Annotated in this window: 11 protein-coding genes; 5 read left to right on the top strand and 6 right to left on the bottom strand. The window is 72.3% G+C overall.

All coding sequences use genetic code 11. From position 1 onward, the window contains the following. The first annotated feature begins 636 nt into the window (after positions 1-636). Positions 637-3,003, top strand: a complete 2,367-nt coding sequence (locus tag ACFYXM_RS26010) for a M9 family metallopeptidase (RefSeq protein WP_389292809.1) — start codon at positions 637-639, stop codon at positions 3,001-3,003. Between the two features lie 76 nt (positions 3,004-3,079). Here the strand turns inward: ACFYXM_RS26010 and ACFYXM_RS26005 are convergent, their stop codons facing one another. Continuing rightward, positions 3,080-3,469, bottom strand: a complete 390-nt coding sequence (locus ACFYXM_RS26005) for a barstar family protein (RefSeq protein WP_389292807.1) — start codon at positions 3,467-3,469, stop codon at positions 3,080-3,082. A gap of 125 nt (positions 3,470-3,594) precedes the next feature. Continuing rightward, positions 3,595-3,987 carry a ribonuclease domain-containing protein gene (locus ACFYXM_RS26000; RefSeq protein WP_389292806.1) on the bottom strand — a complete coding sequence of 131 codons (393 nt, stop codon included), beginning with the start codon at positions 3,985-3,987 and terminating at the stop codon, positions 3,595-3,597. A gap of 333 nt (positions 3,988-4,320) precedes the next feature. On the opposite strand from ACFYXM_RS26000, the gene ACFYXM_RS25995 reads away from it, so the two are divergent. Further along, on the top strand, positions 4,321-4,695 hold the full coding sequence (locus ACFYXM_RS25995) for an ATP-binding protein (protein WP_389292819.1): 375 nt from the start codon (positions 4,321-4,323) through the stop codon (positions 4,693-4,695). Positions 4,696-4,739: 44 nt separating this feature from the next. Here the strand turns inward: ACFYXM_RS25995 and ACFYXM_RS25990 are convergent, their stop codons facing one another. Both ACFYXM_RS25990 and ACFYXM_RS25985 read right to left on the bottom strand, forming a co-directional pair. Further along, positions 4,740-5,810, bottom strand: a complete 1,071-nt coding sequence (locus tag ACFYXM_RS25990) for a DUF2637 domain-containing protein (protein ID WP_389292804.1) — start codon at positions 5,808-5,810, stop codon at positions 4,740-4,742. Positions 5,811-6,001: 191 nt separating this feature from the next. Continuing rightward, on the bottom strand, positions 6,002-6,850 hold the full coding sequence (locus tag ACFYXM_RS25985) for a (2Fe-2S)-binding protein (protein ID WP_389292802.1): 849 nt from the start codon (positions 6,848-6,850) through the stop codon (positions 6,002-6,004). 143 nt (positions 6,851-6,993) lie between these two features. On the opposite strand from ACFYXM_RS25985, the gene ACFYXM_RS25980 reads away from it, so the two are divergent. After that, positions 6,994-7,824: a GntR family transcriptional regulator gene (locus tag ACFYXM_RS25980; protein WP_389292800.1), complete on the top strand. Its 831-nt coding sequence runs from the start codon at positions 6,994-6,996 to the stop codon at positions 7,822-7,824. A gap of 324 nt (positions 7,825-8,148) precedes the next feature. Here the strand turns inward: ACFYXM_RS25980 and ACFYXM_RS25975 are convergent, their stop codons facing one another. After that, positions 8,149-9,030 carry a hypothetical protein gene (locus ACFYXM_RS25975; protein ID WP_389292798.1) on the bottom strand — a complete coding sequence of 294 codons (882 nt, stop codon included), beginning with the start codon at positions 9,028-9,030 and terminating at the stop codon, positions 8,149-8,151. Positions 9,031-9,194: 164 nt separating this feature from the next. Beyond that, positions 9,195-10,928 (bottom strand): PucR family transcriptional regulator, encoded by a 1,734-nt coding sequence (locus ACFYXM_RS25970; RefSeq protein ID WP_389292796.1) that lies wholly within the window; start codon positions 10,926-10,928, stop codon positions 9,195-9,197. Positions 10,929-11,219: 291 nt separating this feature from the next. On the opposite strand from ACFYXM_RS25970, the gene ACFYXM_RS25965 reads away from it, so the two are divergent. Together ACFYXM_RS25965 and ACFYXM_RS25960 are read left to right on the top strand one after the other, a co-directional pair. Continuing rightward, positions 11,220-12,110 carry an FAD binding domain-containing protein gene (locus ACFYXM_RS25965; protein WP_389292794.1) on the top strand — a complete coding sequence of 297 codons (891 nt, stop codon included), beginning with the start codon at positions 11,220-11,222 and terminating at the stop codon, positions 12,108-12,110. Positions 12,111-12,112: 2 nt separating this feature from the next. Further along, positions 12,113-12,685, top strand: a complete 573-nt coding sequence (locus ACFYXM_RS25960) for a (2Fe-2S)-binding protein (protein WP_389292793.1) — start codon at positions 12,113-12,115, stop codon at positions 12,683-12,685. Positions 12,686-12,687: the final 2 nt, after the last annotated feature.

Below are 12,687 nucleotides of genomic sequence, written 5' to 3'. Positions count from 1 at the left end.
AAGTACGTCCAGTACAAGGACTTCCGGCCGGCACACCGAGAGCACGCACCCCACGCCGCTCCTTGACGGGCAAACGTTGCCTGCCGCGGCACTAGTCGTCGCCCGGTCTGCCGGCGCTCCTCCAGGAGACGGAGTTCGCCGCGCGCCGTTCCCGTAGCGACCGCTGCCGTGCGTGCGGGCTGCGGCGGGCTCACGGAGGGCAGAAGTCCACCGACGCAGGACGCGCCGCTCGGCATCCGGATCGGCGGCCGCGCCCCGGACCGCGGCCTCTCCCGGGCGTCCGGACGGGCTCGGTCAAAGAGGCGCGGGTGCAGCGATCGTCACTCCTCGGCTTCTCGGCGGCTTGCGAAGCCCGGTCCAGGAAGCGGGGTTCGGGATCCGGCCCGGACGGCGATTCCTCGTGAGGCGTCCGGCGGCGGCGATCGGTGCATACCGACCTTTGGGCGAAGTCCCTTGCACCCGCCGTGAGTTGTTCTGAAGAGCAATGCGTGCGAGAGGGGTTCCTAAGGACATGTGACATGTGCCATTGTACAGCGCGCGAAGGGAGTGGGTGTGCTCATGCCATCCCCAGTCCGCTCCCTCGCATTCCCCCCACCCGCGCAGTCGCGCGGTTGACATACCGCTGGGAGGCGGCACGTGAAGAACCGAACGCTTCAAAGGAGATTCACCGGATTGTCCACTGCGGTCCTGGCAGCATGCCTGGGCCTGGGCCTGCTCTCCGCGCCGAGCCAGGCCGTCGAGCAGCGCTCCGCCGTATCGGCGGCGACCGGTCCGGTCCGTACGGGCGGCGGGCCTGCCGCAGGGCCGGCCGGCCCCTCCGCCGAGGCGCCGGCCGCACCTGCGGACGACGCCGACCACTTCGGCAGCAAGGCCCTCAAGGCCGCCGACCGCCCGCCGTTGTCCGCCTCCAAGGACGCACTGCGGCGGGACTACGACGACCCCGGAGCCATGCTCCCGAGCCACCAGGCGCCGTCGATGAAGGCCGACTCCAAGGCCAGGGCCGGATCCAAGGCCCGGACCGCGGCCGAGTGCAATGTCAGCGACTTCACCAGTCGCACCGGAAGCGACCTGGTCCAGCAGATCAAGTCGTCGACGACCGACTGCGTCAACACGCTGTTCCGTGTCAAGGGCAACGACGGCAATCTGGCCTTCCGCGAGGCGCAGATGGTCACCGTCGCCAACGCCATGCGCGAGGGATCGGCCGCCTACCCCGGCGACAGCAGTACCGGCATGCCCCAGCTGGTCCTCTATCTCCGAGCCGGGTACTACGTGCAGTTCTACGACCCCGACACGGTGGGCAGCTACGGGCCGGAGCTGCGTACGGCCATCCAGGGCGCGCTCGACGCGTTCTTCGCCTCCTCGCACGCCTTCGACGTCACCGACGCCAACGGGCAGACCCTGTCCGAGGCCGTCATATTGATCGACAGCGCCGTGGAGAACGCCCGCTACCTGTCCGTCGTCAAGCGGCTGCTGGCCAGCTACGACTCCTCGTACAACGAGTTCTACAACATGGTCAACGCCGTGAACAGCGTGTACACGGTGTTCTTCCGCGGTCACCAGGTGCCGGAGTTCATCGCCGCGGTGGAGGCCGACCCGGGCGTGCTGCAAGCCCTCAGCGACTTCGCGTCGAGCCATCTCGACCTGCTGGGCACCAAGCAGTCGTTCCTCGCTTCCAACGCGGGACTCGAGCTCGGCCGCTTCCTCAAGGAAGACTCCCTGCGCCCCAAGGCGAGCCCGTTGGCCGCCGAACTGCTCGGCAAGAGCTCCATCACCGGCCCCACCGCCCCGCTCTGGGTCGCCGTGGCGCAGATGGTCGAGGCCTACGACAAGGCGAACTGCTCGTACTACGGCACCTGTGACCTCGCGGAGCGTCTTGAGAAGGCCGTCCTGCCGGTGACGCACACCTGTAGCGACAGCATCACCATCCGGGCGCAGGACATGGCCGCGGAGGAACTCGAGGCCAGCTGCACCAGCCTGCGCAACCAGGACGCCTACTTCCACGAGGTGGCCCGGGACAACGGCCCGGTCGCCGACGACAACAACAAGACCATCGAGGTCGTGGCCTTCGACTCCAGCACCGACTACCAGACCTACGCCGGCGCGATCTACGGCATCAACACGAACAACGGCGGCATGTACCTGGAAGGCGACCCCGCCGCGGAAGGCAATCAGCCCCGGTTCATCGCCTACGAGGCCGAGTGGGTCCGCCCCGACTTCCAGATCTGGAACCTGAACCACGAGTACACGCACTACCTCGACGGCCGCTTCAACATGCACGGCGACTTCGAGGACGGGCTGACCACGCCGACCGTCTGGTGGGTCGAGGGCTTTGCGGAGTACGTCTCCTACTCGTACCGCAAGGTCAACTACGACGCCGCCGCTGAGCAGGCCGCGAACCACACCTACACCCTGCGGACCCTGTTCGACACCACCTACGAGAACGCCGACCAGACCCGGGTCTACAACTGGGGCTATCTGGCCGTCCGTTACATGCTGGAGTCCCACCGCGGGGACATCGACACACTCCTCGGCCTCTACCGCAAGGGTGACTGGGACGGTGCCCGCACCCTGCTCACCTCGACCATCGGCGACCGTTACGAAGCCGACTGGAACACCTGGCTGACCGCCTGCGCGGCCGGCAGCTGCGGCGGCGGCACGCCCACCGAGCCCGGGGGCGAGTGCACCGGGAAGGACACCAGGGAGCTGGGCAAGGACTGCAAGCGCAGCGGGCTGAAGGCGGTCAAGGACGACTACGCCTATCTGTACGTCCGCATTCCGGCGGGCACCGCTCAGCTGCAGATCACCGTGACGGGCGGCACGGGCGACGCCGACCTCTACTACAACGCGGACAAGTGGGCGACCACCACCGCCTACACCAGCCGGGCCGTCGGCGCCGGGAACGAGCACACACTGACCATCGACCGCCCGGAAGCCGGAGACCGCTTCATCAGCCTGCACGCCGTTGAGGGATTCGACGGCGTGACCGTCTCCACCAAGTACTGAGCACCTTCGGACACACGACAACGGCCTGCCCGCAGAGGGATCCCCTTCCGCGGGCAGGCCGGCCGTCGTCGTAGGTTCACAGCAGTCTGAGCGTGCCGGGCCGCGTCCCGGCCGTGAGGACGTCCACGAGCAGGTCGAACAGGGTCGGTCCCCGCCCGGCCAGCGCGTCGTCGAGGCGGCGCCGTACCTCGGGACGGTTGCTCTCGTGCACCCGGGCCAGGCTCTCCCGCAGGTAACGGGCCGTCTCCTCATGGCCCAGGGCCCGCGCCGACCGTTCGTGGTCCCGCCATTCGATGACGAAGTCCCCGTCGTCCGGAGTGCCCATCCCGCCGCCCAGACAGTCCGCCAGGGCGTCGAAGTTGCGGCCGAAGTATCCGCCGGGGCCGTTCACGGCCTCGCCGATGACGGTCCAGAACCGCTCCAGGCCGCTGATCCGGGAGCCGTCGATCACATAGGTCACGGTCATGACCGGAGGCTACCGGCCGGGGGCCGGGAGCGGACCGGGCCGCCCGCGCGGACGGTGATCCGCGCCGGACGGTGATCCGCGCCGCAGGTGGGGGGCTACGGCGCGGACCGGTTCGGGGCCGGGCTTCAGCAGCCGCGGTCGATCAGGTCGAAGGTGGCGTAGTGGTCGCTGGTGTAGTAGTCCTCCCGCACCCGGTCGCCCGTGACGACGCGTCGCGCGCCGCGGGTCGGGGCGCCGGGCGTGACGACCGTGTACTCGTGGTAGTAGCCGGTGCTCTGCTTGGGCAGGACGCCTTCACGGTTCTGGAACACGGAACCGTCCTGCGAATACGGGAACGGCCCGCCCGCCGCGATCAGGCGGAGGGTGTCGTGCGCCTGGGCCGGCAGGTCCGAGTAGCAGATGCTGCCGACCGAGGCGGGGGCGGCGGTGGCGGCCGTGACGACGGGGCCGCCGACGAGGAGCGCGGACAGGAGGGCGGCGGCGCCGCCGAGCGTGGTGATCCGTGGGGGGATTCTCATGCCCCCATGATGACGCGCGTAGACATGGACCCGTCAACTCCGATTCATGGGAATTCTGTGGAAGTTGACCGCAGGGCAGGAAAGGCGACGCCGACGTGTACCCGAGCGCTCGGATCGCTCGTGCGCGCATTCACACAGGGGTGGTCCGACAAGCGTGGCGGCCCTCCCCGGGGGCATGCATCCCCGTGAACGTGTTCCGAGAAGGAGTCCGACGAGACGACGAGAAGGGGGCGATTCACCGTGCGCGCGGGGGAGAAGACGCAGCGTCAGGAAGTGACCGGTTCGAAGTGCGAGGAGATGGGGCCACGACGGGAGGCGTGGGGGCCGGCCCGGATGCGGAGACGGCTGGCACACACCGACCTTGCGGCCGTGAGCGAAGTCCGCCGCGCGTTACGGGAGTTGCTCCGCCATCGTTGGCGGGCCGAGCCGACCGGAGCGGCGGAGCTCCTGCTCAGCGAGCTGGTCACCAACGCGCTGATCCACACGAGACACGGGGCCGTCGTCTCGGCGAGCTTGGGTCCCGCCGGACTCCGGGTGGAAGTGCGGGACTTCGGGCCGTTGCCGTCCCTGTCGTACGTACCGGACGCCGACGACGGTACGCACGGCCGGGGACTCATTCTGGTCCGGAGTCTCGCGGATGCCTGGGGGATCGACGCACGCACCCTGGGCAAGGTCGTCTGGTTCGAGCTGGACGGCGAGAGGCCCTGAGAGCCCGGAAGCAACCGGGCCGTCAGGGCCTCCAGGGCGGAGCGTCAGCCGAACTGCTGCTCCAGATCCTTCAGTTTCCGCTCCAGCGAGTCGAGCCGGGGCAGCGCCTGGGTGTCGTCCTCGGCCGTGAGGTCGACGGTGACCGGCTCACTCGCCTTCCGGTCCTGGTCGCTCCGGGGCGCCCCCGTGACGGCCTGCAGGGACGGCCGCAAGGGCAGCTGTCCTTGTTCCGGTATCACCGGCTCCGCTGTCGACGGGGCGGCTCCGGTCGTAGGAGGGAGCTGCTGGACCTCCACCTGGGTGCCGCCCCGGCCGAGTCGGCCCCAGGCCCGGTGCTGCCGGTTCAGCGCCTTGATGTGGGCCCGGTCCAGCTTGGCCTGTTCCTTCCTGCGGAGGCGTTCCTGCTCCTGCTCCCGCCGGTCCTCGCGTACCTCCTCGACCGCTTCGTCCAGCGTGCGCACGCCCTCCAGCAGCATCAGCGACCAGGCGCCGAAGGTCTCCCGGGGGGCACGCAGCCACCGCACGATCCGGATCTGCGGCAGCGGGCGGGGCACCAGGCCCTGCTCACGCAGCGCGGCCCGGCGGGTCTGCTTCAGCGCGCGGTCGAAGAGCACGGCCGCCGAGAGCGACATCCCCGCGAAGAACTGCGGGGCGCCCGCGTGGTCCACACCCCGGGGGGCGTGCACCCAGTTGAACCAGGCCGCGGCACCGGCGAACAGCCACACGAGCAGTCGCGAACCGAGCGCCGCGTCACCGTGGCTGGCCTCGCGCACGGCGAGGACGGAACAGAACATCGCGGCCCCGTCGAGGCCGAACGGAACGAGGTACTCCCAGCCCCCGGAGAGGCCGAGGTTCTGCTTGCCGAAGCCCACGAGCCCGTGGAAGGAGAGGGCGGCGGCGACGGCCGCGCAGCAGAAGAGCAGGACGTAGGACGCGATGGCGTACACCGCCTCCTTGCGCCTGCGGCGCTCCTCGCTGCGCTCCCAGCTGTCGTCGGCGGCGGACTTGTCGGCGGCGCGCTTGCCGCGTACGACCACCGCCACCGCCGCCAGGACTCCCACGAGCAGCACGGCGCCCGGAAGCAGCCAATTCAGCGATATGTCGGTCAGTCTCATGCGCGGTCCCTTGCGTCACGTAGGGCATTTCGGGCGCCATGATTGCCGAAACCGCATCACACACAGGGGGTTTCGGGACAAGAGAACGCCATTGGGTTGGCAGCGCATACGGATAGCCGGGATCTGGTCGAATACCCGTACACGGCCAGTGAAGTGCGTTCGAATACTACTACCCGTTCGAGGGGTGTCGTTCAGTGAGTGGGCGTCAGTTTCCGTACCCGCTCGGCGTCACAGGTGCGTGGGCAGGTGACGCAGGTGTCCTCGGGGCGCAGGGTGTAGAAGAGACAGCAGCTCACCCGGTCCCGGGTGGGGAGCGGTTCGCCGTTCGGCCCCGTCAGCTCGCGGAAGCCCGGCGTGCCCACGTACGGCTTCCCGGCGCCCGTCAGCAGCGACTCCAGCTCGGTCATCGCGCGCCGCTCCTCGCCGAGCAGGGAGGCGATGTACCAGAGCCCCTCGACGACCTCGTCCGTCGCCATGCCCCACAGCGCCCGGCTGCCGCGCCGCATCCGCGGCCCGAAGCCGTCCAGCACCGGGCCGATGTGCTCGGCCACGGCGGCGAGGACCTCGGCCCGCAGCGCCGCCTCGTCCGGGACCGGCCGGGCGCCCGGCAGTACGGCCGCCGGATCGTCCGGGAGGCAGGCGAATTCCGTGACACGGACGGTCATGCGGCCCAGCGCCCGCTGGAACGCCACGTCCTCGACGGGGATCCGGGGCACCCGGCGGTGCAGGAACCACGGCACCGTCACCAGCAGGCAGGCGGGCCAGGCGTAGCGGTGCAGTCCGAATCCGGCGACCACGTCCGGGCGCGGCTGCTGCCCGTAGTCCCGCACCATCTGCGCGTGGTCCCAGGAGAGGAAGGCGTCGAGCGCGTCGCCGCCCGCCGCGAGCTCGTCCGCGCCCACCCAGCCGTCGCCCCGGGGCACGTCCTCGCCGTCCGGCAGCGCGTCCGCGCGCAGCCCGGGGAAGACCTCGGCCAGGCGCGTGTACGCGTCCGCCAGGGCGGGCGCGGAGGTGCCGGAACGCAGGGCGGGGAGGGGCATGCGGGACCGCCGAATCACGATACTTGCAGGTAAGGCTTACCTTACCCGAGTTGATCGAGGTGTGAACTGTCGCCCGCTCCGCCTATCGTGCACAGGGGCATGGCGCACGCGAGCCGCGCCCACGGCAGGCCGAGGAGGTCCGGGTGGAGCAGGTCAGAGCGTGTGGGCAGGCGCGTCCGCCGTCCGTGCCCGTGCGGGTGCCCGGGCAGGCGCGCGGGGAGCAGCCGCGCCCCGATCGCGTGCCGGACCAGGCGCGCGGCGAGCACACCCATGCCGAGCCGGCCCGGTCGCCCGCATCGTCCGTCCCGCCCGCTCCGTCCGTCCCGGCCGCCGCGCCGCCCCCGCGTCCGGCGGTGCGGCGCCACTCGGTGCGCGGCCAGGTGCTGGAGGCGCTGCGGGCCGCCCTGGCCGACGGTCAGCTCGTGCCGGGGGAGGTGTACTCCGCCCCTGCCCTCGGCGCCCGCTTCGGGGTCTCCGCGACCCCGGTGCGCGAGGCGATGCAGCGACTGGCCGTCGAGGGCGCCGTCGAGGTCGTGCCGAACCGCGGCTTCCGGGTGTCGCTGCGCGGCCCGCGCGAGCTTGCCCAACTGGCCGAGGTGCGGGCCCTGATCGAGGTCCCCGTCGTGCTGCGGCTGGCCCGGACCGTCCCGCCCGCCCGCTGGCGCGCCCTGCGCCCGCTCGCCGAGGCCACCGCGACCGCCGCCGCCGTGGGGGACCTGGCGGGCTACGCCGAGTCCGACCGGGCGTTCCACGGCGCGATCCTCGCGCTCTGCGACAACGAACAGCTGGTGATGGTCGCCGACGACCTGCACCGCCGCGCCCGGTGGCCGGCCGCGGACAACCCCGCCACCCGTCGCGCCGACCTCCTGGCCGACGCCGCCGAGCACGCCGCGCTGCTCGACGCGCTCATCGCCCAGGACCTCACCGCCGTGCAGTCGCTGGTACGCGGGCACTTCACCGGAGCCGCGGGCTGAGCCGGGTATGGATGCGCACCGCCTCAGCCCGCAGGGGCCGAGCCGGTGCGGACACGAACGGCCCCGGCCCGTACGCCCCGCCCCCGGGTCCCACGCCCCGGCCCGTGTCGTGCGGCCCGGACCGCCCGGGGCCCGGCAGGGCTGCCCGGGGCTGTTCGCGCGTGGACGGTGCCGCGCTGCTCAGTTCGCCTCGGCGGTCCTGGTGCCGTGACCGGCAAGGTTTGCCCGGAAGGCGTGTTGTCCGGTGCGTGCGGTCGCAAGGCGTCCGGAAGCCCTCGGACGGGGCCTCCCCTGCTCGAACGAAGTCGAGCGCTCGGGGAAGGGCTACGTGGGCTTTCGGCCAACGTCGCGAGCAATGGGGTCTCCCCTGCTCGAACGAAGCTGAGAGTTCGGGGAAGTGACGGGCGGCGCGACGGGGCAAACGTTGCCGGTCACGGCACTGGGGGACGGCGGATCCAGGTGCGGGGCCAGCCACGTCGGTACGCCCCCGAGGAGCCGGAACAGCCGGCCCGCCTCGGCGCGCAGCCGGGTCGCCGTCTCCGGCTCCGGCTCGGCGTCGGCGAGGGCGATGAGGGCCGGAGCCGTACCGATCAGGTAGCCCAACTCCTCCCGCAGCCGCAGGGACTCGGCGAAACCGTGTCGCGCCTCCGCCGTCTCGCCCTCCCGCAGGGCGAGCAGGGCGAGATGGCGCCAGGTGGAGGAGAGCAGTAACGCGTCGTCCTGCGCGATGGCACCGGCGTGGGCCCTGCGGTACGCGGCACGCGCCGCCTGGGGCGAGTCGGCGATGTTGTGGGCGATCAGGCCGCGGCGGAAGTCCAGCAGCGGGCGGCCCGGCGCGGTCGGGGAGAGGAGCGCGGCGGCGCGGCTCAGGGCGACACTGGCCTCGTCCGCCCGGTCCCGCACCCCCAGGAGCGTCGACGCGTACGCCAGGTGGCCGCGCTCGCAGGCGGCGGCGCCGCGCTCGGCGTCGTCGTGGGCGAGCGCCTCCGCGGTGCGCAGGGCGTCCTCGGCGTCCGTCCAGCCCTGCCCGGTGTAGAGGCAGCGTTCGGTCAGCAGCGCGGTCCGCTGGAGCGCCGCGGCCGGGTCGGTGGCGGCGTCGTGTTCGAGCAGTGCGGCGGCGTCCGTCCAGCAGGCGCGTGACCGCAGCCGCCATACCGCGGTCTGGAGCGGCGGATCGTCATCTGCTGTCGTGCCGGAACCAGACATGGCGGTATGCGCCACATTGCCCTCCCCTAGCGCGCCATCGAGCAGTTGAGTCTGGGCGGCATCTCAGCACGGATGGGCACGCCGGGCCAAGAGGTCGTCGCGATGTCAGGTGAAAGATTTCACAAACCACCGCATCGGCCGACGGGCCCGGTAGGGGGCGGGAATCAGCTCATACGCAGGGCGAGGAAGAAGTCGAGCTTGTCCTCCAGGCGCGAGAGGTCACGCCCCGTCAACTGCTCGATTCGTCCGATCCGGTAGCGCAGTGTGTTGACGTGGAGGTGGAGCCGGGAGGCGCAGCGGGTCCAGGAACCGTCGCAGTCCAGGAACGCCTCCAGCGTCGGGATCAGGTCCGCACGGTGGCGCCGGTCGTAGTCGCGCAACGGGTCGAGCAACCGTGCGGTGAACGCGCGGCGCACGTCGTCCGGGACGAACGGCAGCAGCAGCACGTGCGAGGCCAGTTCGTGGTGCCCGGCGGCGCAGACCCGGCCCGGACGGGCCGCCGCCACCCGGCGCGCGTGCCGGGCCTCCTCCAGCGCCCCGCGCAGGCCCTCGGGAGAGTGCACGGCCGCGCTGACACCGAGGGTGAGCCGGCCGTCGTCGGCCAGGCCCGCGGAAAGGGGCTCGCGCACGGCCGCGAGCAGCACCTCGGCGTGCAGCGAGACGTCCTCGCCGACGGGCTCGGGGCCGCCGCCCGCGTCCTGGGCGGACCCGGGCGGGGCGGGCAGGGGCACGAGGGCCACCGCCTCGTCGCCCGTGTCGGCGACGGCCGTACGGTCGGCGGACTCGGCGCCGGTGACCGCCGGGTCGACCAGGATCTCCTCCAGCAGCGCCTGGGCGGTCGCGCCGCCCGTGACGGCGGTGCCGGTTCCGGGGCCCGCCGAGGGCCCGCCCCCCGCAACGTCCCACTCGACCCGCGCCACCACGACCTGCCAGCGCGGTGCCGGCCCCAGACCCGGCAGCAGCACCGGGGCGGCGACCCGCAGCCGGGCGGCGATCTCGGCCGGCGGCGCCCCCGTCTGGACCAGCTCCACGACCTCCTGGGCGAGCCTGCGGCGTACCGTACGGGCCGCGTCGCGCCGGTCCCGTTCGACCGCGATCAGCTGGGTGACGCCCTGGAGCAGGTCCAGCCGGGCCGCCGGCCAGTCTCCCGGGTCCGCCTCGACCGCGAGCAGCCAGTCCGACAGCACCGACGCGCGCGCGTCCCCGGGGACCTCGGCCGTGCCCCGTCCGGTGTTCCGGATCGGGAAGAGGGCGTACGCGGTGCCGTCGACCACGGCCCGGTACGGGGTCCGCCGGCCGCCGCGGGCGGCGGCCATGTGGTGCCCGGCGAGCGCCGCGCCGACCGGCGCCGGCAGCGGGGCGTCACCGGCGCCCGCGATCTGCCGCCCGGTGGGGGAGAGCACCCAGGCGCGCAGGTCGAGGTCGGAACCGAGCAGATCGAGGACCACGTCCGGGCCGCCGCCCGCCGGACCCGACGTCATCAGCCTGCGGTGCCGCTCCACGACCGCGGCCAGATCGCCCGCGCGCTCGCCCGACACCTGGCGCACCACATGCTCGGTGATCGTCGCGAACGCGACGGTCTCATGGACGGCGAAGAGCGGCAGGCCGTGCCGGGCGCAGGCGTCGACCAGATCGCCGGGGACGGCCCCCAGCTCCGCCTCGCCCGCCGCGAGCCCGGCGACCCCGGAGCGCACCAGGATGCGTACGAACGGCTCGGAGTCCGCCGCGTCGCGACGCCAGGCCAGGCCCGTCAGGACCAGCTCGCCGCCCGACAGATAGCGGCTGGGATCGCGCAGGTCCGTGGTCATCACACCACGTACGGGCCGGTCCAGCTCGTCCTCGCCGCCGAGCAGTCGCAGGCCCAGCGCGTCGGTCTCCAGCAGTGCGCGCAGCCGCATCTCGTCGCCGCCGATCTCTCTCGTTGGTGAGGGTGAAAACCGGGTGAAACGGTGAGACCACCGATGCCCGCCATTCGTTCGAATCTACAAGACGACAAGAACGGCCGGCCAACGCCTTCATGGTTTCGGTGACTGCACCGGGTGGAGCACCCCTTGTGTACTGGGGCCCATGCCGCGATAACCACATGGGGACGATCCGACGAGGACCGGCAGCCCCGCGCCTCCGGCCCCGGCTTCCGCCCCCGGCTCCTGCCCGGCGGACGACGACCCCGATCGAGGAGAGAGCCGCCCATGGACTTCCTTCGCCCCGCCGACTGGGAGGAGGCGCTCGCCGCCAAGGCCGCGCACCCGACGGCCGTGCCCATCGCGGGCGGCACCGATGTGATGGTCGAGATCAACTTCGACCACCGGCGCCCCGAACACCTCATGGACCTGAACCGCGTCGATGAGCTGTCCGAGTGGGAAGTGGGCGAGGAGACCGTACGGCTCGGCGCGTCCGTGCCGTACAGCCGGATCATGGAGCACCTGCGCGACGAGCTGCCGGGTCTGGCGCTCGCCGCGCACACCGTAGCCTCCCCGCAGATCCGCAACCGCGGCGGCGTCGGCGGCAACCTGGGCACCGCCTCGCCCGCCGGGGACGCCCACCCGGCACTGCTCGCCGCGGGCGCCGAGGTGGAGGCCGCGTCCGTGCGCGGGACCAGGATGATCCCGATCGACGCCTTCTACACCGGTGTCAAACGCAACGCCCTCGCCCCGGACGAGCTGATCCGGGCCGTGCACGTCAAAAGGGCCGACGGGCCGCAGCAGTACTCCAAGGTCGGCACCCGCAACGCCATGGTCATCGCGGTCTGCGCCTTCGGGCTGGCCCTGCACCCCGGGACCCGCACGGTCCGCACCGGCATCGGCTCGGCCGCGCCCACGCCCGTCCGGGCGGAGGCGGCCGAGGAGTTCCTGAACGCCGCGCTCGACGAAGGCGGGTTCTGGGACAGCCGCACGCCCCTCGCCCCGTCCCTCGTCCGGCGTTTCGCCGACCTCGCCGCCGGCGCCTGCAACCCGATCGACGACGTGCGGGGCACCGCGCGCTACCGCAGACACGCGGTCGGGGTCATGGCCCGCCGCACCCTCGGCTGGACCTGGGACTCGTATCGCGGCGACGGCCGCAGCAGCGAAGGAGCCGCCTGACCATGCGTGTCGCATTCACCGTCAACGGCCGCCGCTACGAGGCGGACGACGTCTGGGAGGGCGAGTCCCTGCTCCACGTCCTGCGGGAGCGGATGGGCCTGCCCGGTTCGAAGAACGCCTGCGAACAAGGCGAATGCGGGTCGTGCACGGTACGCCTGGACGGGGTGCCGGTCTGCGCCTGCCTGGTCGCGGCGGGCCAGGCCGAGGGACGCGAGATCGTCACCGTGGAGGGCCTCGCCGGCCTCTCCGCCCGGCGCTCCCCGGCGCCCGCCGACGGCGAAGGCACCCCGTCCGACGAGATCCGGCGGATGCCCGGACCGGCCGGGCAGGAGCCCCGGGACGGCGGCGCACTCGCCCCGATCCAAAAGGCGTTCATCGACGCCGGAGCCGTCCAGTGCGGCTTCTGCACCCCCGGCCTGCTGGTCGCCGCAGACGCCCTGCTCGAACGCAGCCCCCGGCCGTCCGACGCGGACATCCGCGAGGCGCTCTCCGGGAACCTCTGCCGTTGCACCGGTTACGAGAAGATCATGGACGCGGTCCGCCTCGCGGCCGCTCGCGCGGAAGGGGAGGTCTGACG

It is taken from the genome of Streptomyces sp. NPDC002476, assembly GCF_042889785.1.
In the GTDB taxonomy this organism is placed as follows: Bacteria; Actinomycetota; Actinomycetes; order Streptomycetales; family Streptomycetaceae; genus Streptomyces.
This window is presented reverse-complemented; position numbering and strand designations above follow the sequence as displayed.

Excerpts from the sequence above, each read along its gene's own strand:
- ACFYXM_RS26005 (WP_389292807.1), bottom strand. The coding sequence starts at position 3,469 with ATGACCGTGACCTATGTGATCGACGGCTCCCGGATCAGCGGCCTGGAG.
- ACFYXM_RS26000 (WP_389292806.1), bottom strand. The coding sequence starts at position 3,987 with ATGAGAATCCCCCCACGGATCACCACGCTCGGCGGCGCCGCCGCCCTC.
- ACFYXM_RS25995 (WP_389292819.1), top strand. The coding sequence starts at position 4,321 with ATGCGGAGACGGCTGGCACACACCGACCTTGCGGCCGTGAGCGAAGTC.
- ACFYXM_RS25990 (WP_389292804.1), bottom strand. The coding sequence starts at position 5,810 with ATGAGACTGACCGACATATCGCTGAATTGGCTGCTTCCGGGCGCCGTG.
- ACFYXM_RS25985 (WP_389292802.1), bottom strand. The coding sequence starts at position 6,850 with ATGCCCCTCCCCGCCCTGCGTTCCGGCACCTCCGCGCCCGCCCTGGCG.
- ACFYXM_RS25975 (WP_389292798.1), bottom strand. The coding sequence starts at position 9,030 with ATGTCTGGTTCCGGCACGACAGCAGATGACGATCCGCCGCTCCAGACC.
- ACFYXM_RS25970 (WP_389292796.1), bottom strand. The coding sequence starts at position 10,928 with ATGCGGCTGCGCGCACTGCTGGAGACCGACGCGCTGGGCCTGCGACTG.
- ACFYXM_RS25965 (WP_389292794.1), top strand. The coding sequence starts at position 11,220 with ATGGACTTCCTTCGCCCCGCCGACTGGGAGGAGGCGCTCGCCGCCAAG.
- ACFYXM_RS25960 (WP_389292793.1), top strand. The coding sequence starts at position 12,113 with ATGCGTGTCGCATTCACCGTCAACGGCCGCCGCTACGAGGCGGACGAC.